Consider the following 21534-nt stretch of genomic DNA (forward strand, 5'->3'; position numbering starts at 1 on the left):
AATCCTTTTATCATAAAATAAATTCTACACTATGAAAAATATAAAATATATGAAAATAAGGGTACTATCATACGTTTTGCTCGTAATTGGCTGTTGCAGTTATGCCCAGCAAATTCCACAGTACACACAATATATGTATAATACAGTCACTATCAATCCAGCTTATGCAGGCACTAGAGAAGCTATCAGCATTTTTGGATTGCATCGTACCCAATGGGTTGGATTGGATGGTGCTCCAAAAGATAACGTTTTCTCAATAAATGCCCCTTTTAAAAGTGAAAGTCGCCTTGGGATTGGTTTTACTTTTGAAAATCACAAAGTAGGTCCAACTACTCAGAATAATTTTTCTGGAGATATTTCATATTCAATACCAGTTTCAGAAGATTCCAAACTTTCTTTTGGTATTAAAGCATCGGCCAACCTGTTTAATTTGGATGTCTCAAAATTAAACCCAGAACAAAGTAATGATACCAGATTGTATAACTACAATGAGTTTTCTCCTAACATTGGAGCAGGAGCCTATTGGTACTCTGACAAAGCTTATGTTGGTTTCTCGGTACCTTATTTTCTAGAAACCGAACGTTCTACAAACGAGGTAGCTGTTTATAAAGAAAAGATGCATTATTACTTGATAGGCGGATATGTATTTGATCTTTCCGATTCGGTAAAATTCAAGCCAGCCACTCTAGTCAAAATGGTTCAAGGAGCACCTTTGCAGGTTGATGTATCAGCCAATTTTCTTTTCAACGAAAAATTTGTTTTAGGAGCCGCTTATCGTTGGAGTGCGGCCGTAAGCGCCATGGCAGGATTTCAAATTTCCAACAGTATGTATATAGGATATGCCTATGATCATGATACTACTAATTTGGGCAATTACAATTCGGGTTCACACGAAATATTCCTGCGTTATGAAATATTTCCAAGGATAGTTAAAATCATAACTCCAAGATTCTTCTAATACTGAAAGATTATGAAAAGCAAGCAATTTATTTATATAGCAGCACTCCTTTTATTGGCAAACCCAGATTTGTCGGCTCAAAAAATTAAAGTTGCCAAAGCAGACAAAACCTATGATCGTTTAGGATATATGGATGCAATAAAGGTTTATGAACATGTAGCCGAAAAAGGTTACGAATCGAAAGAAATCTTTGAAAAATTGGCCAATTCTTACTATTTCAACGGAGAACTCCCAACAGCTGCAAAATGGTATGACAAATTATTTGCAGCGGGAGCTCCAGCGCAGCCTGAATATTATTACCGTTATGCCCAAAGTCTTAAAGCTACGGGAGATACTGTAAAGGCTGACGCAATAATGGCGCAGTTTAGCAATTTGGCGCCTAATGATTCCAGAGCCATCGAGTTTTTAGGAAAGAGAGATTACTTGGCTGAAATTAAGGCCAATTCTGGAAATTATGAAGTAATGAATGCAGGCACAGCAATTAACACGGAGCAGTCAGATTATGGTGCGATTTATTTTGACAAAAAGATAATTTTCACTTCCACTAAAGACGATAGTTCTGTAAAGAATAAAAAGCAAAACTGGACGGGACAAAACTATTCTAACCTGTTTGCCGCGAATGTAAATGAAGACGGAACTTTTAGCGACACTGAATTATTTTCTAAAGAAATTAGCAGCAAATACAATGAGTCAACACCTGTTTTTACTAAAGATGGGCAAACGGTTTACTTTACGCGAAATAATTTTAATAATGGAAAAAGAGGTAAAGATGAAACCCAAACAACCCTTCTTAAGATCTATAGAAGTAAAAAAGTAAATGGAAAATGGGAAGATATTATCGAATTGCCGTTTTGTTCAGAGAATTACAGCGTAGCGCATCCAACTTTGAGTCCAGACGAAAAAACGCTTTATTTTGCCTCTAATATGCCTGGAACCATTGGCCAGTCTGATATTTTCAAGGTAGCGATCAATTCAGACGGAACTTTTGGGAAACCAGAAAATTTAGGCAAATCGATTAATACCGAGGCTCGTGAGACTTTTCCGTTTGTTACTTCAGACAACCAATTGTATTTTGCTTCAGATGGGCATTTGGGATTGGGAGGATTAGACATTTTTACCGCTAATCTAAATGAGAATAATGCTACTGTAACAAACATTGGTATGCCAATCAATACGCAAATGGATGATTTTGCTTTTTTTCTTAACGAAAATAAGACTGACGGACTTCTAAGCTCTAATCGTGAAGGAGGCAATGGTTCTGATGATATTTATAAATTTAAAAAATGCATCGTAAATGTAAAAGGACAAGTTCTTGACGAAAACAAAAATACGCCGCTTGCAAATGCTACTGTTTACATTTTTAACAAGATGCAAAAACAAATTTTAAAAACAACGGCAGATGATTTTGGCAGATTTGAGTTTAAAGCAAATTGCAATGAGCAGTATTTTGTAAGAGCAGAAAAAGAAAATTTTGAAACTGCTGAAGTGCCACTTAAAACAGATCAATCTCAAGAAAAACAGGTTACAATAGCCTTAAAACCTATCGTTATACCTCTTGACGAAGGAACCGATTTGGCCAAAGTACTAAATATACCTATTATTTATTTTGACCTTGACAAATCCAACATCCGCAAAGATTCGGAAATTGAATTGCAAAAAATATTAACTGTTCTTGAAGAAAATCCAACTTTAAAAATCGGAATCCGTTCGCATACCGACAGCAGGGCTTCTAAAGAATACAATATTAAATTATCGGATAGAAGAGCCCAATCGACCCGAAATTACTTAATTGCGCATGGCATTGCCGCTAATCGATTAACCGCTAAAGGTTATGGCGAATCTCAATTGGTAAATAATTGTTCTGATGGGGTAAAATGCTCTGAAGAAGAACATCAAAAAAACAGACGAAGCGAATTTATTATAATTAAATAACTTTAGGTAACTAAAATAAACAGATCAAATTACGAGTGTATCCAATTCTACAAAAAAAGCCTGTAAACTTGATGTTTACAGGCTTTTTTATTTAATCAATCTTAAGAGTCTTTTTTATAGATTAGCGCAATTTGCCATAAACGACAAATACGGCTTCTCTACAAAGAAGACCGCATCTATCAAACTAATTCAAATTAAAAAAACTATAAACTTGCTTTTACTTCGCCGCAGGTTAACATGTTTTTTGGATAGTATGGATTTTTGATTTCTTTACTATCGCTTGTCCACATTGCACCTGTCATGGGGCAAACTTGCAAATATAAGGTCTCGTCAAGAGGTTTAAATTTCGAAGCCTGATCCCAGTATTTTACAGAAAGGGTTTCAAAAATTTTACGCTGCTTATTAATGTTTTTGGTTGCTGCAATCTGAGTTGCCAATTCGATAATTTCTTTTCTAGATATAGTCGCCACATTCATATCATTTTATTTTTTTCAACCTCCTTATTTTTTTGCCCTTTTGCGCTAACTTTAAGGCTAACTATAAATTTTATAATACTACTGGAAAATTATATAAAACAAGTAGCGGTCTTTGAAAGTAATTTTAGAATTAGATACAATTATTCTTTAAAATTATTTTATATGAGATCAGGAAATTATATGTCAGAAGAATTTGGATTTGAAATGGATTCTTATCAGGAACAGCTATTATTAAATTATGACGATTATCTAGAAGTTGAATATGCAAATAGGCTGACAGCTTCTAACCACTACAATCTAGAATTGGGAGAATTGGAAGATAATCTTGAATATGATTTCCAATCGGAATATGATGAAAATGACTGGGAAGAAGAAGAAGATTTAAATGATAATCTTGCGGGAGAATATGACGAGAACGAAGAAAAACCTGGAAGTTTTGAAATGATAAACTAAAACATGGTACTATGAAAAATTGGCTTATACTAATACTTTCAATTTTCTTTTTCTCATGCCAGCAGAAGGGAAATAATAAAACTGCTACAGATTCTCCAAAACCTACTGTTCAAAGAGAAAACAAGCAAGAAAATAAGCAAACAGGAGATACAATTGCTATGAATTTTAAGAATGAAGAAAATGTGTTTTCAGCTGAAGGCCATTTAGATTCTCTGAATTCAAAAGTCTATGTCCAATTCAAAAATGAAGATCTGGGCGAATTAAATGCTCAAATTATTACAGATACCGGAAAAGGAAATATACGATTCAATCAGATTATTTTTCCTGATAAAACTTCTGACGGACCTTTTGGAATGGACTTAAAAATTCCACTTCAACAAAAAGGAACTCATATTTTAATTATAGGACATTCTTTAATGGCTGATAATCCGTATTATGGCAATTTCAAAGTGAAGTTAAAAAAGAATAAGGCACAATAAACTATGCCTTAATTTTCTTTTTATTTCTTGTCCAATAAGTAAGATATACAACTCCTATAACTAGTGCCAGAATATCAAACCTAATGATTTGAGGTATACGGTTGATTTGATCGTTATAGTAAGTTCCTCCTAAAAGAGCTCCTAAACCAATTCCAAGTTCCATCGAAATATACATCGTGGCAACCGCTTTTCCTCGGTGCTCAGGATTGCTCAAATCAATAGTCCAAGCGCTAATTGCTGGCGATAAAATACCAGTACCAACTCCGTAAATTGCCGCACCAACCAATAACATCTGCACATCTCTTCCTCCACTGATTACAAAAAGTGCAGAAGCCGTTATGATTAATCCTGCGAATATCACTTTTGGTCGTCCGTATCGGTCTGAAACTTTTCCTGCACCAAAACGAACCATAACCGAAGCTACTGTAAAAGCCGTAAAAAATATACCTTTATTGGTTGCTCCCACATGTTCGCTCCAATCTGGAATTAAAGTCAAAATAAGTCCAAATGCGGTGTACGAAAGGAAAGTGATAATTCCTGCTGGGAAAACATTTTTATCTACAATATCGTTTCGACCAATAATAAACATAGATCGGTTCAACTTTTCTTTTGTGGCAAGGGTTTCTTTCATGTTCAGAACAATAATGATTGAAAAAAACGCTAAGAAAGACGAGCAATAAAACATGACATTTATTCCGTACAAATTCACAATCATACTTCCTAATGCTGGGCCAAGCGCGCCTCCAATACTAAAACACAGTCCGTGCATTCCAAGTGCTTCTCCCCATCTGTGCTGCGGAATAATATCGGCCACATAAGCCGATGTCGACGTAGGCTTAAATCCGGTAGAAAAACCATGAACCAAACGCAGCAATAAAAATCCTGAAACAGAACTCAATATTGGATACAAAAATCCGCAGACTACACAAACCGAAGATCCAATTGCCATAACAGGAACTCGTCCCCATTTGTCGGTTAGCTTACCGCTGAAAGGTCTCGAAATGGCTGCTGTTAAGGTAAATAAGGAAATAATAAGTCCTTTATATTCAGCTCCTCCCAAACTGCTTAGATAGTTGGGAAGTTCCGGAATCATCATATTAAAACTTGATGAAAACAGTAAAGAACTCAAGCAAAGTAAAATGAATTGTAAGGTGTAAATTGATTTTTTGGTCTGTGGCATTATGGTATTTTTAAATAACTAAAGGCTGATAAGAAATTATAATTTTTAGAATAATTCCAGCTGATTGTTTGGGTTTATAGGTTTCTTTTTAGGAGGTTTTGCATCTCCAAAAACGGTTCTTCCTCCGTATTTATGCGATTCTTCTCTTTCTCTCTGTATCAATGCATCAAAATTGGAATTTGGAGTAAAGCTTTCTTCTGCTTTCCGCGAAATTTCAGATAGCTTTTGAATGGCGCTCAGTTTATCGCTGTTGCCAATTTTAGCGCGATGAATAGCTCTTTGAAGCGTATCGATGGTTTCGTCGTAAATTTTTACAGGAACAGGAAACGGATGTCCGTCTTTTCCGCCATGAGCAAAAGAAAAACGAGCTGGATCTTCAAATCGTGTCGGAGTTCCGTAAATGATTTCGCTTACCAATGCTAAAGATTGTAAAGCCCTTGGTCCCATTCCTTTTAAAAGCAGCAATTCTTCAAAATCTTCCGGTTTATTTTCGTGAGTAGTCCAAAGCATGGCGCCCAGTCTTTTCATATTGACATCTTCCATTCTCACATCATGATGCGTGGCCATAGAAAGATGCTGCATTTCTTTTATGATTTTAACGGGCGATTCTTTTACCAATTCTAAAATTCCTTCTCGAGATTTTGTCGCCGCATTGGCAGTAAGATTTAAAATAGTGCCTTGGTTTTCGCCATAAATAAATGTATGAGGTTCGTTTATAAAAGATTTTAAATCTTGCGAATGCCAATGGTATCTTCTCGCAGTTCGAGAATCAGGATTCATTCCTTGCTGAATAACAGCCCATTGTCCCTTATTATCCACAATAAAATTATGTTGATACAATTGAAATCCGTCCTGAATGGCGGTGTTATCTACTTTTGCGGTAAGTCGGCTGCAGCTCGCAAGATTAATTCCATCAAGACCTGTTTTTTCGCCAACAAACAGAAGTTCCTGTGGCGTTGCCATAGAATGCTTTCCTTTGCCTCCGCAAATATAAATTCCCAGTTCTTTTGAATGCGGATTAACCGATTTTTTTAAAGCTCCAAGCACCGAAGTGGTAATTCCAGACGAATGCCAGTCCATTCCCATAACTGCTCCAAAACTTTGAAACCAAAACGGATTACTTAATTTGCTGATAACTTCAGCAGTAGAAAATTCCATGGCAATGGTTTCAACAATAGCAAAACCAAGTTTAGACATTCGTTCAGCAAGCCATAACGGAACATGTCCATAATGTAGAGGAAGATCTGCCGTGCCTGAACGTTTCATTTGCGAGGAATTATAATCCTGCAAAAATACTTCTTTTAATTGTTAATTGTAAATGGTGAATTGTTAATTCAAGTGTAAAATGTGAAATGTGAAAAGTAAAAGGTACTCTCATTTCACATTTCACATTTCACAATTAACCATCAACAATTAACCATCAACAATTAACCATTTACAATTAACAATTAACAATTAACTAATCTCAATATCTTCTGCTGGTTCTGCAACGGGTTCTGCATTGTCGTCTAGCCAAGCAATAAACAGTTTATACCCTATTGAAAATACGATTGGACCAACAAACAGACCGATAAAACCAGACATGATAAAACCTCCAATTACACCTAAAAAAATGACAAGCATTGGCACAAGAGCACCTTTTCCTAGTAGTAGTGGTTTTAAAACGTTATCTGATAATCCGCTAATGATGAAGAATACCGTCCAGAAAAGAGCATAACCAGAATCTCCGGTTGAGAAAAGATAAATAATAACTCCGATATTAATGATAATAGGGCCAATCTGTAAAATAGAAAATATGAGGCAGATTAAAGTCAAGATTCCCGCGTACGGAATATCAGCACAAAACAATCCGATTGCCTGAATAAGGGTCTGAATAACCGCAACACCCAATATTCCTTTTACGACTTGATAAATGGTAGAAACCGAAATCGTCATAATTTCTTCTGCTTCATTTCCTGCAATTTTTTTAAGGAATTTCATGAAAAATGCTTTTGAACTTGGAGATACCAATAAAATACCCGCAATAATAATTGACAAGATAAACTGTAGAAATGCGGCACCCGAACTCAAAATACTGCCCATAATTTTAGTGGTCAATTCTTTTATCTGATCTTGGTATTTCACAACGCCTTGTTCTAAATCTGTCGACATCGAAAGTAAAAACTCGTAAAGCGGTTTACCAATTATTGGCCATTCTTTTATGGAAGGCCCAGGAGGGCTAATCTTTAAAGTCCCTGCCTCAAAACTCTCTTTCAATTCTAAGAAATTCCCCGTTGCCGCTTTCAAGAAATAAATCAGCGGAACTAGCATTATAGCGATAATCAATATGGTAATAACCACCGAAGCTAATGCTTTACGCCCTTTTAATATTTTCTGCAAGGAATTAAACAGCGGATAAAATACCACCGACAGAATCACAGCCCAAAGAATAGGCATAAAGAAAGGCAACAGCAGTTTAAGGCAAAATCCAACAATGAGAAAAATAAAAAATAACTGTAAAATCGTTTCAAAGAGCTCTTTTCGCTTATTCGAAGTAGTTGTTGTTTTCATGGTTATATATTTTAATTGTGAATGTTTTTTTTAATTGTGAATTGTTAATGGTAAATTGTTAATTATCAAAGTTTACTTTACACTCTTGCTTCTTTCTTCTTTCTTCTCACTTCTCACTTCTTACCAGTCCCAAAATTCGCATCCGAGACTAGTCTTCCAATCAAGATAACAGGATATAGAACACCCGTAAGCACTTCAATCTGAACAAGAGAACGCGCCAAAGGATGCAGAGGCACTATTTCTCCAAACCCTGTTGAAGTCATGCTGATATAGCTGAAATAAATAAAACTAGCCTGATTGCTATTACTGGCAAATTTTGACTCGGCAATCTGAAAAGAACCCTCAATATGTTCGTACACAAATAGATAAAGCGTTGACCAAAAATGAACTAAAAGCATGTATACGACAATTGACCCGATAATGCGATAGGTTGTTACTGGACCTGGCTCTAAAACTTTGACTAAAACCAAAGTAATGAGAAGCAGCATAATCGCAACCGAAAAAATAAGATCGGCAAATAGAATAAAGACATTATGATTTAAATAATTGATCCATTGCACGATAAGAAATAAAACAGGAATTATGGAAAGACTAACAGCCTGCTTTTTATGTTTGGATAATGCTAAAATCCCCGCAAAGAGAAAAAGCATCCAAAATATATTGACCGCCACCATAAAATGAGATTTGCTTCCAAAAAACGGAATAGCAATAAAATGCATAATACAAAGCAGTATTAACATGCCGCTAAGTCCTTTTTCTTGAGTCCAAAAGCGATATAAAAAACGGTCTTTTTTTGCTATCATAATTTTTAAATTCCAAAAATTAAAAAATTCCAAAAACTAAATTCCAAATTCCAATCTCGAAGCCTAAAAGGCAAATTCCAAAAAACCAAATCCCAAATTCCAATCCGAAAGCCTGAAGGCAAATTCCAAAAACCAAATCCCAAATTCCAATCCGAAAGCCTGAAGGCAAATTCCAAAAGCTAAATTCCAAATTCCAATCCCAAAGCCTGAAGGCAAATTCCAAATATTAAACTCCAAATTCCAATTCCGAAACCAAAAGGGCAAATTCCAAATTCCAATCTGGAAGCCTCAGAAAAAATTCTACATTCTTTAATCTTGCCTCTTACTTCTTACTTCTTACTTCTTACTTCTTTCTTCTTACTTCTTTCTTCTTACTTCTTTCTTCTTACTTCTTTCTTCTTACTTCTTTCTTCTTACTTCTCTAATCTCAAATCGGTATCGGCTCCACTTCTACTCTTCCTATTGGTCTACGCCAAAGTTTGAAAAGCAGAATAATCAAAATGGGCAGAAAACAAATTGCCGACATGACGAGATAAATATCTTTGTACGCCAATAAAATAGAGGCTTGAGAAGTTTGATTGGAAAGGCTTTTTTCTGCTTTTTTCTGCGCCTCTGCATCGGATAAACCCATAAACAAAAACTTCTTTTTTGAATTTTCCAGCTGATTTTCGGCTTGCTTGTTTATGGCGCTTAACTGCTGACTTAAACCTGTTTTATGCTGTACATTCATATTCGAAATAAAAGTTCCTAAAATGGCTCCACCCAATAAAGAAGCAAAAATGGCCTGAGCAATAATTCCGGTCATCATGCGTGAAGTACTTAATTGCGGAGGGACACCTTCTGAGATATAAAGCAGTGAGACAGGAAAAATAAATCCCATTCCTAATCCTTTAAAAATTAAGGGCAGATAAAAATCAGAAGCATCAATTCCTGGATAAAATCTGAAAAAGAGCGTAATATGATAAATTCCATAACAGGCAAAACCAATCACCCAAATCGTGGCCAGATAAATGCGTTTGTATAAAAGGTAAGTTGAAAGCGGAATCGAAATACACAATCCAATCAGCAATGAAAGATGTGTTACTGCTCCAAGAACGGGATCAAAGCCTAAAACATTTGTCATATAACCTGTAACCACGCTTCCCGTACCGTTCATGATTCCGATATAAAACATTAAAAAAGCGCCTGCAATAACGTTTTTAAACTTATAAACATCTGGATTAATTAAGGGTTCTGCCGTAAAACGAACATGAAGCATATAAATTCCTGCCGTAATAAATAAAAATGCGAAAGCCAGATTTATTTTAGGATCGTTAAACCAATTTCTAGTCTGTCCTTCTGCACATAAAAAGAGAATGATCGTAAAAAATAAAATCAGGATCATCCAACCTCTCCAATCAAACTGAAATTTGGTTTTAAGAGGCGCAACATCGGCTTTATAAAAATACCAAGCCAGAATAATGCAGATTAAAAAATTGGCATTTAAGAAATAAACTCCGAACGTCCAGTTATGAAAACTCACAAAATGTGCTCCCAAATATTGATACAAATGCTGACTCCCTTTTTGTATAAACTGAAAAATGCCATACATCAAAGCCATATTTAATGCTGGATTGTATTTTAATAAAATAGGCACCATCGAAGCAAATATTCCAATAATCGAAACAATTGCCAAAAGAGAGCGGCACAAAACAAACCATGCGATAGTAGGCGCAAACAATGAAGCGGTATTAAATAGCAATGATAAAAATGAAACCGATAAAATCATGGTGCGCACTTTGATTTGTTTTCCTAATTTTAATCCTAAAGGCAAAAAAGCCAACATTGCAAAAATGGGAATGTAAACGGCATAACTAAAAGCAGTTGTAGAAGGTCCGAAATGGCCTAAAATCTGCGAGTTATCATAAGTCGTAACATTGAGCCCGTTAAAAAAAGGAATCGTCAGGATATACAATCCTGTTAGGGTAAAAAGACTCCTTTTTTTTCCTGCAAACATCTTTTATTTTTTTACTTCAACTGTTACATTCATTCCTGGCCGTACTTCCTGAAGCTCTTTTGACGGAGTTTCAAATTCAATTTTAACGGGAATGCGCTGTGTGATTTTTACAAAATTCCCTGTTGAGTTATCTGGCTCCACCATAGAAAATTTGGCTCCCGTAGCAGGAGAAAAACCAGCTACTTTTCCTTTAAACTCTTTTCCGTCCAAAGCATCGATGGTAATGGTCACTTCTTGTCCTTGTTTGATTTTTTCGATTTGGGTTTCTTTAAAATTGGCCGAAATCCACAACTTTTCAGTCAAAACCATTGTAGCAATAGTCTGGTTGGCATTAATTAATTCGCCAATAGACAAATTTCGTTCGCCAACAAAACCATCTGCAGGTGCCAGAATTGCGGTATAAGAGAGCTGCAATTTTGCCGCGTCTAAATCTGCTTTCTTTCTAGCAACCGTTGCTGTGGCTGCTTCTAGATTAATCGAACTTTGTTTGGTAATCGAACTGCTGGCTTCCAAGCCTTTTCTTCCCGCATTTACATAAGCTTCTTCCGATTTCAATTTAGAAATAACCTGATCGTACTGATTTCGTGTTACGGCCGAATCGGCATACATATTCTTGAAACGCTGGTAATCTTTTTGAGCTTTTTCTAAACTTGCCAAATCTCCCGCCAGTCTTTCTTTTCCCGAAGCCTGATTAGAAACCGATGTGGTGATGTTTTGCTGCAGCGAATGCAGATTTCCTTCGGCAATGGCCAAATCTGCTTCTGCTTGTTTTACTTTAATGCGATATTCTTCATCGTCTAAAACAACCAATGTGTCACCTTTGCGGACATGCTGATTAGACTCAAATCGTATTTCCTTGATATGTCCCGTAGCTCTTGCGGCGATATTGTTTAGATAAGCTTCTACTTGAGCATTATTTGTAGTTTCATAAGAACTAAAATCAAAGAATAAACTTAAAATCCACAATCCGCCTGCAATTAAAAAAACAAAAGACAGTATGGTGAGAACGCTGTTTCTCCTTTTTTCACTTTTCTGAATGGCTCCGTTTTGTGTATCTGCTTCGCTCATAACAAGATATATTAAAGTTTTCCCATTGCGTATTGAAGGGAGTAATATTGAATAATCAAATCTAAATTGGCATTTACCAGTGAAATTCGGGAGTTATTCAATTGTAATTCTGCATCGACAATTTCGCTGATTAAAGCAAAATCGTTGTCATAACGGCTTTTTACAATTTTATAATTGCTCATAGAGAGCTCGACATCTTTTTTGTAGGTTTTGATGTTTTCTTTGCTTTCAGCATATCGCACATAAGCGTTTTTAACCTCTGTAGAAATCTGATCTTTGGTAACTTCTAGGGCGATATTGCTCTTATCAATTTCTAGTTTATCGCCACTTATGCGATGCTTTAAAGTATAGAAACTAGAAATATCCCAATTAAGAGAAAGCCCTGCCGCCCAGTAATTCAATACATTCACATAATTAGGCCATTGTGCCGGATATTCGGTGTTCAGAATAAGATTTGCATTTAGATTGGGTTTAAATCCGCTTTTGGTCAAGCTCAATGACGATTCAGACAACTTGATTTTTACAGCCGCACGTTTTATCTCTTCTCGGTTCTGAAAAGCTTCTTCCAGACTTTGCTGCAGATTCATGTTTTCTGTCGGAATCATACTTTCTGCCACTTCTGGTTTCAGAATCGTATTATTTGGAAAACCGATTAAGATATCAAGATAATTGCTGATGAGCTCAATAGTATTGGTGCTTCTAAAAACCGAAACCTTAAAATTGGACTGCTGCAATTCGGTTCTTAAAAGGTCGCTCGTCAAGTTTTGGCCATTCTTTACACGAGATTTCAATTGATTGATTCGTATATCGGTATTTATAATATTCTGTTTGGTAACCTCAATCTGACGGTATAGTTTTTCGAGCGTGAAATATTGTTCTGTTATGGCGTTTTTAACGTCAGCTTCAGTCATTTTTACAGCAGATTCCTGCATCTGATGAATTAATTCCTGTTGATTAATTCTGGTGTTAATGGCATTTCCTGTATAAATAGGGAGAGACGAAATGATATTGGCAAATGCTTGATGGTTGTAATAATCGACCGTAATCTGGTTTTTATAAAATCCTTCATACAGTTTAGGATCGCCGATGTAATTGTATCCGCCATTTAAACCAATTCTTGGCATTTTTGCAATTTTAGCCTGATCGACATTTTCATTGGCAATAGCCAAATCGGCATTAGCCAGTTTCAATTGCCGGTTGTTTTTAATGCCCAATAAAATTGCCTCGTCGAGCCTTATTTTTTTTGCAGAAGACAGACTGACGGTATCTTGCTGCGAAAAGCTTAAGTTACCGCTACAGCATAATAAAATTAGAGCTAAATATTTTACATTTAAAACTCTACATTGCCAATAACTCATTCGATTATATTGATTTAATTTTGCTTTTTTGGGAACTTGTAATCAATATTGTTTAGCAAATATTTCAGGGAAATTTTAAAATTCACCTGCTTAAAAGTATCGGTATGGCTTTGAAATTTGCTTTAAGGCAGTTATTTAAGAATTAAATTTAAACAATTATTAACCAACATTTTAAGGTATAAATACTCAAAGTGGTTTCATTTTATAAAATGAAACCACTTTGAGACGTTTTTAAGAATATCCTAAGACAAAAAAAATTGCAACAATCCTAAAGTTCATTGCAATTTTCAATTAAATCAAAATCTAACTATCGGCGTATAATTCTATTTTTCCGTTTTTGCATCTAGTAAAATAGCCAACTGAATACACGGTGTATTTGACCGATTGCTCCAAGCATGATTAGTTCCGCGCTGAATTACAATATCTCCAGCTTTCAGGAGCGTTTCTTCTTCCTCAACAATCAGATAAATTTCGCCCGAAATGATGATGATATAATCTAAAGTATCAGTCTGATGCATTAAAGGATGTGGTTCTCCTTCTGGAGCTATCACTCCTAAATCTTTATCGGGCGGAATCTGCACATAGCGAAAATAACTTCCGCTTTTGGGCGTATTTGGAAATGCGGTATTTTCAATAATTTTTTCTTCAAATTTTGCTGGTGTTGAATCTGTCGACCAGATATCTGAGATAATCAGTCCCGGAAAATGCTCTGAAACATTCGTCACAATTTCATCTTGCTCTATAATAGATTTTCCGTTTCGTAAGCCTGTTACAATTCTTCTCGGTATCGTTCTCATTCTTTATCAATCTGCATTATTAATTTTCTGCCATTGGTTTTGTTTTCTCTCAAGATAGAAAGCGCCTTATCAACCGTTTCTTTATTTAATTCGCCAACTACCGAAATATTTGGCGGACTAATTGTTTCGTTTTCTAGCAAATGGCTCAATTCTGTCAATCCATTTTTATAGTAATCGTATTGTTTTTCAATTCCATACGCATAATTTGAAATATTATAAATGGAAGCTCCTCTCGAAAAAAGAATTCCACGAGATTCTGGAGTTGAAAAATTCGTGACATCAATATAAATTCCGTTTACTTTCAACAGTTTTGCTGCAATTTCAACAACCTTATTTCCAACCAAATCAACTGCAATATCAAATTTTTGATTTTCGTTTAAAGAAAGTGCTGTTTCATAAATATCGTCTTTTTTGTAATTGATGATTTGTTCTGGTTTTACTCCGAGATTTGTCAAAGAAATTATACTTTCTTCGTTTCCAGCTGTAACTACAAAATTGGTAAAACCTTTAGCGACAAGCAGTTTAACAAAAATGCTTCCCACTCCGCCAGCCGCGCCTGTAATCAATATCGAATCGGTCAAAGAAGCATTCATTCGTTTAAAAACCTGCAAAGCAGTAAGTCCAGCCGATGGAATTCCGGCTGCTGCTTCAAAAGAAATATTCTGAGGTTTCTTAACTGCAATGTCTTCTGGAACACAAATATATTCGGCATACGTTCCGTTCGAACCCATACTCCCCGATCCGCAGAAAACGGCATCTCCAATTTTCAATTGGGTTACCTCAGCGCCAACTGCTGTAATTATTCCCGAAAATTCACGGCCTAGAATCGGCGAATGAATGAGCTTTCTTTCAGAGCCGTTTTCGGTCATTTGATAATCTATCGGATTAAAACCTGAAGCCATAATCCGTACCTGAATCTGATGGGCTTCGGGCAATGGAATTTCTACTGTTTCCAATCTAAATTCTCGATTTTCCTGTAATACTATTGCTTTCATTTTTATCATTTTAGTTTACAAAAGTATCGCCGTAATATTTTATTTTTGTTATGGGTTAACCCAAGGTAACCGGTTACCAAAGAGAAACTAGTATGGCAAAAATTAATGATAATGGAGTGCTTCGCGAAGCCAATTGCTCTGAAGAACTAATGGCAATGCGTGACAGCCTTGATGTTTTAGGCGGAAAATGGAAATTGATGATTCTAAGGTTTTTAACCAATAGAACGCATCAGGTTATTCATTTTAAAAAAATGCAGCGCGAAATTGACGGCATTTCGGCTAAAATGCTCAGCAAAGAACTTAAAGAATTAGAAACCAACTTACTTATCTCCAGAACCGAGCAAGATACTAAACCAGCGACCGTAATTTATGCTATTACCGAATATGGCAAATCTGTTCTTCCAGTTACAGAAACTTTAGTCAATTGGGGATTGACCCACCGAGAAAAAATTATAGAATCGCATAAATAATGGGATTTTAAAATTGAATTTCATTTTATATTTAGTGTCACTACTTGCTATTCTACAAAAAGCCTTACACTGCTTAACATTCTTGTAATTCCCTAAAGCTCCATTCATTACCAAAAAAATCAATTCTTAAAAATAATTACACAATCGGTTGTTTAATTTACTTTAATTGTTAAATTAGCAGTAAAAAACTTACTCATAGTGAGTAAGCATATTTACTAACTAGTTAAAACCATTTAAGTTATGAAAAGATTTCAAAAATTATTTTTTCTTTTTTTAGTGCTTATTCCCTTTACGCAATTGTTTGCGTGGCCAGGAATGCCATTGCCTCCTCTGCATATAGAAGGCAAAAATTTAAAGGATCCGTGCGGAAAAAACGTTCTACTGCATGGTGTTGCCATAACTCCTAGTCCTTGGTTTAATGGCTGTTCGTACAACCAATGCCGTTGGGACAATTACAATGTTCAAGGCTGTCTAAATTACAATAATGCTGTTATGGACGCGCTTACCAACACAAGTAACGGATGGAAATTAAATTATATAAGGCTTCATATTGATCCTTATTGGACCAATACGCCAGGCTGTTCGGCAGGAGAAAACGACATTTCGTGCTTTGATTACAATAGATTGGTAACGTATGTAAATCAGGTTATAATTCCTTTAATTGATCATGCTAGAAGCAGAGGACTTTATGTTGTGCTTCGCCCTCCTGGAGTATGCCCTAATCGAATTGCTTATGGAGACAATTACCATAATTATTTAAGAACGGTTTGGCAATATTTATCGAACCATCCTAGTTTAAAAAATGTAGATAATGTAATGTTTGAATTAGCCAATGAGCCTGTAGAAATACTGGGAACAAATGGAAATTGGGGCGCTACTGGCGATGAGCATTTTGCCGCTTTACATAATTTCTTTCAAGATTTAGTAAATAAAATTAGAGCCAATGGCGCAAATAATGTTTGCTGGATACCAGGAACAGGATATCAATCTAATTACCAAGGATATCCAAATCATTTGATAACAGGAGGCAGTATAGGCTATGCTGTTCATGTTTATCCAGGATATTGGGGAGCTAATGCAGAAAATACCACTAGTTTTAATAATGCCTGGAATGCTAACGTGCAACCAATTGCTAACGTAGCACCTATTTTGATAACAGAAACAGATTGGTCTCCTAATGGTGTCGGAACATGGGCTACTGGCACAACAAGTGGTTTTGGTGTTAATCTAAAAGGCAGAATTGATGCTACTGGAAATTGCGGTTGGAATTTACTTAAACCAGAAGAGTTAATAACTAACGGGGATCCATATAATGTTACAACTGCTTTCAACAACAATTGGGAGGCTTGCGCTGCGCCAGCTAAACAGTGGTTTTCTGAATATGCCAATAGCAATATTCCATCTCTAAGCTGCAACACCTTAACAAACAATACCGTTTATGAAATTGAGTTTAAAACAAACTCTAGCAAAGTATTAGATCTTAAGTATGGAACTAACGCAAATGGCACAGTGATTCGTCCTTGGGATAGATTAGGCGGAACACCACAGCAATGGATTGCTGTTGATGCTGGAAACGGCTATTGGCGTTTTAAATCGAATGCAAGTTCTACAGGACGTGTAATCGATCTTGAGAGCGCAGATGCAACAAATGGAAAATCGATAAGACTTTGGGATGATTATAGCAACGATGCACAAAAATGGCTGGTAACCGATGTTGGAAATGGCTATTATAGCATTAAATCGGCTGTAAATACATCAAAAGGTTGGGACACTGCCAATTGTAATATGGACGGCACAGCAAATCTTCAGCTTTGGGATTATTACGGGACTTCATGCCAATTATTTAAGTTCAATAAAGTAGGAACTACTGCAAAAAGTGCCATTGAGCAAAACATTGCAGCAAATGATAATCAAACCGTTACTGATGTTCAAGTATATCCAAATCCATCTAGAGGCGGAGAATTTAATATTTATGTTCCTTCGCAATCAGAAGAAAATTATTCTCTAGTGGTATACTCAAGTACTGGTGAGGTATTATACGAAACAAAAAATCTAAAATCGAATACTAATCAAGCCGTTAAAACTAGACTTCCTAAAGGGGTTTATTTGGCTAAGATTTCTCAAAATTCGACCGCAACAACCAAAAAGATCGTAATTGAATAGCCTATTCTAAAAACAATACCTATAGATTTGAGATTAACTTTATAATCTTATTCAACAAATAATGTTGAATACAAAAACCACTATTTTAATCTTAAATTAAAATAGTGGTTTTACTTTTCTAACTAATGTACTTTCGATGCGAGAGCAAGTCATACTATTGGCTTATGATTTCTTTTCTGAAATGACTGCCCCAGCTAATCAATTCGTCTAACATTTTTCTCATAGACATTCCTAATGGCGTTAGAGAATATTCAACCGTTATTGGCATACTGTCATAGAGGGTACGCGTAATTATTTTATTCATTTCTAAGGCTTTTAATTCCTGTGATAACATTTTTGGAGAAATATCAGATATATCTCTTTGTATTTCACCAAATCTTTTATTCCCACCTATTAATGAAATAATAATTGGCAACCGCCATTTTCCTTGGATTATTTCTAATGCATCTCTCGAAACCATTAACTTAAACTGGCAAACTTCTTCCTTTTGACTCATATCCATCTGATTTACAACACACTTTCCTGAATGTAACTACTTACCAATAGGTAACTGCTATCTTATAGATAGTAAAACTAATTAATTTTGTGTAATAAATAAAATTATAAAAAATGGAAAATTCAAAATCTTGGGTTATAGACCCTTTGCACTCTGAAGTGCTTTTCAAAATTAAGCATTTGGCTATTTCAACTGTTACTGGTTCTTTCAGAACATTTGAAGGAACTATCGTTACTGAGAAATCCGATTTTAACAACGCCAAAGTATTCTTCACAATTGATGTTAAAAGTATTGATACTAATCAATCGCAACGAGATGAGCACTTACAAAATGATGACTTCTTCTCTTCTGATTTATATCCGAAAATAAATTTTGAATCCACTTCATTTATAAATACTAATGGAAATAATTATAAAATGAGCGGTGATTTAACAATGAAAGGCATCACTAAAAATGTAGAATTAAATGTAGAATACGGTGGCTCAGAATATAGTGCCCAAGGGCAATTAAAGCATGGTTTCGAAATTACTGGAGTTATCGATCGAAAAGAGTTTGGAATAGCTTGGAACATTCCTATAAGATCAGGAGTTTTGGGGCTGGGAGAAGACATCAAACTGGCAGCAAACATTCAAGTCTCTGAATTAGCGTAATCGGAAATTAATTAAATTACTTGAAAACAGTGAGCCTTTGTAAAAGCAAAAAATCACGAAAGGATTTTTCCAAGCATAAAAAAAGCCTGAGAATATGGATTCTCAGGCTTTTTAGATTAACTCAAACTAACTTAAACCATTCATTTACTTCTTTTTCGATAGTATCTTCAATTTTCGGATTTTCAAATTCATTTGAAACGGGATTATATTCATAATCTTTTTTCCATTCTTTATAATTCAAAGCCACTTTTTCAATGGCATCGCAGATATAAAAAAGCTCTTCATTACTCATGATCGGATGCAATGATAAACGAACCCATCCTGGCTTATTAGTCTGATTACGCTTTAGTAATTCAGTTGTAATTTCTGCCGATTTCTCTTCGCTGATGTTGAACAGATAGTGCGCATAAGTGCTTGCGCAAGACCAGCCTCCGCGAACTTGAATGCCAAAACGGTCATTCAAAAGTCTAACGATCAAATTATAATGAATATCTTCAATTACAAAAGAAACGCAGCCTATTCGCTCTGTGGTTAAATCTCCCAAAATAGACAATCCTTTTATTTTTTGAAGTCTCGAAAAACAAAGATCAAGGAGTTCGTTTTCTCTTTTTTTGATATTCTCCACTCCCATTTGTTCTTTTAATTCTAAAGCCAGTGCGGTTCTAATAACTTGCAAAAAACCAGGAGTTCCTCCATCTTCTCTCACTTCTATCACATCGCTGTAACAATATTTTCCTAGCGGATTGGTCCATTTTACATTTCCTCCGCCTGGATTATCAGGAAAATCAGATCGGTATAATTTTTCATTGAAAACCAAAATGCCACAAGTTCCAGGGCCACCCAAAAATTTATGAGGCGAAAAGAAAATCGCATCCAATTGTTCTTCTGGGTCTTTTGGATGCATATCGATTTTGACATAAGGCGCCGAAGCGGCAAAATCAACAAAACAAAGTCCGCCGTTTTGGTGCATTATTTTGGCTAATTCATGATAAGGCGTAATAATTCCCGTAACATTCGAACAGGCTGTAAACGAACCTATTTTTAAACTTCTATCAGCATATTTTTTAATTTCATTTGAAAGAACTTTTGGATCGACTAAATTGTTTTCGTCGGGAGAAAGAATCACAACATCTGCATTAATTTCATACCATGGAACTTGATTGGAATGATGCTCCATGTGGGTGATAAAAACGACTGGTTTATCGGTTTCTGATTCGTAATTTTTTCTTACTCCAATAATACGCTGCAATTTGGATAAAGCTGCCGTCATTCCGCTTCCCGTTGTCACCAAAACATCCGATTCGCTGGCATTAACCGATTTTTTAATAATTTCTCTCGAATGCTGATAAGCATAAGTAGACGTTTTTCCTGTCTGACTTGAAAGAGAATGCGTATTGGCAATCATTGGACCAATTTTGTTGAGCATAATTTCTTCGATTGGGGCGTATAATCTTCCGCTGGCAACCCAGTCTGCATATACTAGATTTTGTTCTCCGTAAACCGATTCGAAAGTATGATCAATTCCTACTGTATTTTCTCTAAATTTAGAAAAGTAACACTCAGGCTCTGTTGGTTTTGTTGTTGGCTCAATAGCATTCATATCCTTATCATTTTTTAATTAACTAAATTGTATTGTTGTATTCTTCTTCTAGGGCTGTCTTAAATTTTATTCTCCAAAAGATTCTTTAATGTCGATTGCAATTCCTCGCCATGAAGGTTTTTGGCAACGATTACTCCTTTAGGATCAATTAGATAATTGCCAGGAATTGCTCTCACGCCGTATAATTTGGCAACCGCGCTATTCCAGAAAAGCAAATCAGAAACATGTGTCCAGGTCAAATTATCGTCTTTAATTCCTTTAACCCAGTTTTCTTTCTTTTTGTCTAAAGAGATTGCCACAATGTTGAATCCTTTATCATGAAATTCTTTGTAAGCAGCTACAATATTCGGATTCTCTTTTCGGCATGGCCCGCACCAAGAAGCCCAAAAATCAACCAAAGTATACCCTTTTAAATTGTCATAAAGTCGAACTGGTTTTCCATCAGGATCTTTGGCAGTAAAATCAGGGGCTTTTTTACCGACCGCTAATCCGTCTAAAACGGTAACCAGTTCTTTTAATTCTTTCACGTAAGTGATGTTTTGAAGGCTTTTATCTAATAGGGCAATATTTTGTGTAATCTGTTCAGGAGTTAATCTATACGACCAGTTTCGGTACAGCACATAAGCAGAAACAATAGATTTTGGATTTTCTGTTATGAATTTGCTGATTTCTACATCTTTGGTCTTTTTATAGGTTTCAAACAAATTCTGAGAAGCCGAACCTTCGACCACAGAAGCAGTATAATATTTCTTTGGACTTAGTTTTACCGTAATGGGATCTTTTTCAAGGAAAATATATAATGGCGAACTTTCAGTATTCACGCTTAATCCGTATAATTCTGGCGTTTTTACTTTCGTTTTAAAACTAAAATTTCCATCTTTTACTTTTACCGAATCAATTGTGGTAAACATTTTATTATGAAACTTCTGCAAGTAAACGTATTGCGCCACGGTATCGACAACAGTTCCTTTTAATTGCAAATTATTTTCCTGAGCTTGAGTTTGAAAAGCTCCAAGGAACAAAGCAAAACCTAATAGTATTTTTTTCATTTTATTTTTAGTTTTAGAATTAGACAAAAGATTTTCAGGCCAATGTCAAAAGCCATTAGCG

20 protein-coding genes are annotated in these 21534 nt (G+C 35.6%); 7 read left to right on the forward strand and 13 right to left on the reverse strand.

The genetic code is table 11. From position 1 onward, the window contains the following. Window positions 1-49 precede the first annotated feature (49 nt). Together J7574_RS07175 and J7574_RS07180 are read left to right on the forward strand one after the other, a co-directional pair. Window positions 50-958 carry a type IX secretion system membrane protein PorP/SprF gene (locus tag J7574_RS07175; protein WP_290967150.1) on the forward strand — a complete coding sequence of 303 codons (909 nt, stop codon included), beginning with the start codon at window positions 50-52 and terminating at the stop codon, window positions 956-958. A 12-nt stretch (window positions 959-970) separates the two neighbouring features. Then, the gene (locus tag J7574_RS07180; RefSeq protein WP_290966324.1) at window positions 971-2890 is read left to right on the forward strand and encodes an OmpA family protein; all 1920 of its coding nucleotides are present in this window, start codon (window positions 971-973) and stop codon (window positions 2888-2890) included. Window positions 2891-3093: 203 nt separating this feature from the next. Here J7574_RS07180 and J7574_RS07185 read toward each other — a convergent pair whose 3' ends face one another. Continuing rightward, a complete protein-coding gene (locus J7574_RS07185) occupies window positions 3094-3366 on the reverse strand; it encodes a hypothetical protein (RefSeq protein ID WP_290966327.1) in 273 nt (90 codons plus the stop codon). Window positions 3367-3528: 162 nt separating this feature from the next. Between J7574_RS07185 and J7574_RS07190 the strand changes: the two genes are divergently transcribed. After that, window positions 3529-3819 carry a hypothetical protein gene (locus J7574_RS07190; RefSeq protein WP_290966329.1) on the forward strand — a complete coding sequence of 97 codons (291 nt, stop codon included), beginning with the start codon at window positions 3529-3531 and terminating at the stop codon, window positions 3817-3819. A gap of 11 nt (window positions 3820-3830) precedes the next feature. Beyond that, window positions 3831-4298 carry a hypothetical protein gene (locus J7574_RS07195; RefSeq protein WP_290966331.1) on the forward strand — a complete coding sequence of 156 codons (468 nt, stop codon included), beginning with the start codon at window positions 3831-3833 and terminating at the stop codon, window positions 4296-4298. A gap of 1 nt (window position 4299) precedes the next feature. Here the strand turns inward: J7574_RS07195 and J7574_RS07200 are convergent, their stop codons facing one another. The 9 genes from J7574_RS07200 to J7574_RS07240 all read right to left on the reverse strand — a co-directional run bounded on the left by J7574_RS07200 (window position 4300) and on the right by J7574_RS07240 (window position 15045). Beyond that, on the reverse strand, window positions 4300-5478 hold the full coding sequence (locus tag J7574_RS07200; protein ID WP_290966336.1) for an MFS transporter: 1179 nt from the start codon (window positions 5476-5478) through the stop codon (window positions 4300-4302). A gap of 45 nt (window positions 5479-5523) precedes the next feature. Continuing rightward, complete coding sequence (locus J7574_RS07205; RefSeq protein ID WP_290966338.1) at window positions 5524-6744, reverse strand: DUF763 domain-containing protein; 1221 nt, start codon at window positions 6742-6744, stop codon at window positions 5524-5526. A gap of 189 nt (window positions 6745-6933) precedes the next feature. Next, window positions 6934-8028, reverse strand: coding sequence for an AI-2E family transporter (locus J7574_RS07210; protein WP_290966344.1), 1095 nt, complete (start codon window positions 8026-8028; stop codon window positions 6934-6936). A 113-nt stretch (window positions 8029-8141) separates the two neighbouring features. After that, window positions 8142-8831, reverse strand: a complete 690-nt coding sequence (locus tag J7574_RS07215; protein WP_290966346.1) for an ion channel — start codon at window positions 8829-8831, stop codon at window positions 8142-8144. A 427-nt stretch (window positions 8832-9258) separates the two neighbouring features. Further along, on the reverse strand, window positions 9259-10827 hold the full coding sequence (locus J7574_RS07220) for an MFS transporter (RefSeq protein ID WP_290966347.1): 1569 nt from the start codon (window positions 10825-10827) through the stop codon (window positions 9259-9261). Between the two features lie 3 nt (window positions 10828-10830). After that, window positions 10831-11895: an HlyD family secretion protein gene (locus J7574_RS07225; protein WP_290966350.1), complete on the reverse strand. Its 1065-nt coding sequence runs from the start codon at window positions 11893-11895 to the stop codon at window positions 10831-10833. Window positions 11896-11906: 11 nt separating this feature from the next. After that, window positions 11907-13253, reverse strand: a complete 1347-nt coding sequence (locus tag J7574_RS07230; protein WP_290966351.1) for a TolC family protein — start codon at window positions 13251-13253, stop codon at window positions 11907-11909. A 323-nt stretch (window positions 13254-13576) separates the two neighbouring features. Beyond that, on the reverse strand, window positions 13577-14050 hold the full coding sequence (locus J7574_RS07235) for a cupin domain-containing protein (protein ID WP_290966354.1): 474 nt from the start codon (window positions 14048-14050) through the stop codon (window positions 13577-13579). Continuing rightward, window positions 14047-15045, reverse strand: coding sequence for an NADP-dependent oxidoreductase (locus tag J7574_RS07240; RefSeq protein ID WP_290966357.1), 999 nt, complete (start codon window positions 15043-15045; stop codon window positions 14047-14049). The genes J7574_RS07235 and J7574_RS07240 overlap by 4 nt, the downstream gene beginning before the upstream one ends. 92 nt (window positions 15046-15137) lie before the next feature. Between J7574_RS07240 and J7574_RS07245 the strand changes: the two genes are divergently transcribed. Then, on the forward strand, window positions 15138-15515 hold the full coding sequence (locus tag J7574_RS07245; protein WP_290966361.1) for a helix-turn-helix domain-containing protein: 378 nt from the start codon (window positions 15138-15140) through the stop codon (window positions 15513-15515). 240 nt (window positions 15516-15755) lie between these two features. Further along, entirely contained in the window at window positions 15756-17678 is a 1923-nt protein-coding gene (locus J7574_RS07250; RefSeq protein WP_290966364.1) for an RICIN domain-containing protein, read from the forward strand. Window positions 17679-17832: 154 nt separating this feature from the next. On the opposite strand, the gene J7574_RS07255 is transcribed toward J7574_RS07250, so the two are convergent. Continuing rightward, on the reverse strand, window positions 17833-18174 hold the full coding sequence (locus J7574_RS07255; protein ID WP_290966366.1) for a helix-turn-helix domain-containing protein: 342 nt from the start codon (window positions 18172-18174) through the stop codon (window positions 17833-17835). A gap of 113 nt (window positions 18175-18287) precedes the next feature. On the opposite strand from J7574_RS07255, the gene J7574_RS07260 reads away from it, so the two are divergent. Next, window positions 18288-18824, forward strand: a complete 537-nt coding sequence (locus J7574_RS07260) for a YceI family protein (RefSeq protein ID WP_290966369.1) — start codon at window positions 18288-18290, stop codon at window positions 18822-18824. Window positions 18825-18945: 121 nt separating this feature from the next. On the opposite strand, the gene J7574_RS07265 is transcribed toward J7574_RS07260, so the two are convergent. Together J7574_RS07265 and J7574_RS07270 are read right to left on the reverse strand one after the other, a co-directional pair. Next, window positions 18946-20424, reverse strand: coding sequence for an aminotransferase class V-fold PLP-dependent enzyme (locus J7574_RS07265; protein ID WP_290966371.1), 1479 nt, complete (start codon window positions 20422-20424; stop codon window positions 18946-18948). A 59-nt stretch (window positions 20425-20483) separates the two neighbouring features. Further along, window positions 20484-21473, reverse strand: coding sequence for a TlpA disulfide reductase family protein (locus tag J7574_RS07270; RefSeq protein ID WP_290966373.1), 990 nt, complete (start codon window positions 21471-21473; stop codon window positions 20484-20486). Window positions 21474-21534: the final 61 nt, after the last annotated feature.

This window comes from Flavobacterium sp. (assembly GCF_017744675.1).
GTDB lineage: Bacteria > Bacteroidota > Bacteroidia > Flavobacteriales > Flavobacteriaceae > Flavobacterium.

Excerpts from the sequence above, each read along its gene's own strand:
- J7574_RS07175 (WP_290967150.1), top strand. The coding sequence starts at position 50 with ATGAAAATAAGGGTACTATCATACGTTTTGCTCGTAATTGGCTGTTGC.
- J7574_RS07180 (WP_290966324.1), top strand. The coding sequence starts at position 971 with ATGAAAAGCAAGCAATTTATTTATATAGCAGCACTCCTTTTATTGGCA.
- J7574_RS07185 (WP_290966327.1), bottom strand. The coding sequence starts at position 3,366 with ATGAATGTGGCGACTATATCTAGAAAAGAAATTATCGAATTGGCAACT.
- J7574_RS07190 (WP_290966329.1), top strand. The coding sequence starts at position 3,529 with ATGAGATCAGGAAATTATATGTCAGAAGAATTTGGATTTGAAATGGAT.
- J7574_RS07195 (WP_290966331.1), top strand. The coding sequence starts at position 3,831 with ATGAAAAATTGGCTTATACTAATACTTTCAATTTTCTTTTTCTCATGC.
- J7574_RS07200 (WP_290966336.1), bottom strand. The coding sequence starts at position 5,478 with ATGCCACAGACCAAAAAATCAATTTACACCTTACAATTCATTTTACTT.
- J7574_RS07205 (WP_290966338.1), bottom strand. The coding sequence starts at position 6,744 with ATGAAACGTTCAGGCACGGCAGATCTTCCTCTACATTATGGACATGTT.
- J7574_RS07210 (WP_290966344.1), bottom strand. The coding sequence starts at position 8,028 with ATGAAAACAACAACTACTTCGAATAAGCGAAAAGAGCTCTTTGAAACG.
- J7574_RS07215 (WP_290966346.1), bottom strand. The coding sequence starts at position 8,831 with ATGATAGCAAAAAAAGACCGTTTTTTATATCGCTTTTGGACTCAAGAA.
- J7574_RS07220 (WP_290966347.1), bottom strand. The coding sequence starts at position 10,827 with ATGTTTGCAGGAAAAAAAAGGAGTCTTTTTACCCTAACAGGATTGTAT.
- J7574_RS07225 (WP_290966350.1), bottom strand. The coding sequence starts at position 11,895 with ATGAGCGAAGCAGATACACAAAACGGAGCCATTCAGAAAAGTGAAAAA.
- J7574_RS07230 (WP_290966351.1), bottom strand. The coding sequence starts at position 13,253 with ATGAGTTATTGGCAATGTAGAGTTTTAAATGTAAAATATTTAGCTCTA.
- J7574_RS07235 (WP_290966354.1), bottom strand. The coding sequence starts at position 14,050 with ATGAGAACGATACCGAGAAGAATTGTAACAGGCTTACGAAACGGAAAA.
- J7574_RS07240 (WP_290966357.1), bottom strand. The coding sequence starts at position 15,045 with ATGAAAGCAATAGTATTACAGGAAAATCGAGAATTTAGATTGGAAACA.
- J7574_RS07245 (WP_290966361.1), top strand. The coding sequence starts at position 15,138 with ATGGCAAAAATTAATGATAATGGAGTGCTTCGCGAAGCCAATTGCTCT.
- J7574_RS07250 (WP_290966364.1), top strand. The coding sequence starts at position 15,756 with ATGAAAAGATTTCAAAAATTATTTTTTCTTTTTTTAGTGCTTATTCCC.
- J7574_RS07255 (WP_290966366.1), bottom strand. The coding sequence starts at position 18,174 with ATGAGTCAAAAGGAAGAAGTTTGCCAGTTTAAGTTAATGGTTTCGAGA.
- J7574_RS07260 (WP_290966369.1), top strand. The coding sequence starts at position 18,288 with ATGGAAAATTCAAAATCTTGGGTTATAGACCCTTTGCACTCTGAAGTG.
- J7574_RS07265 (WP_290966371.1), bottom strand. The coding sequence starts at position 20,424 with ATGAATGCTATTGAGCCAACAACAAAACCAACAGAGCCTGAGTGTTAC.
- J7574_RS07270 (WP_290966373.1), bottom strand. The coding sequence starts at position 21,473 with ATGAAAAAAATACTATTAGGTTTTGCTTTGTTCCTTGGAGCTTTTCAA.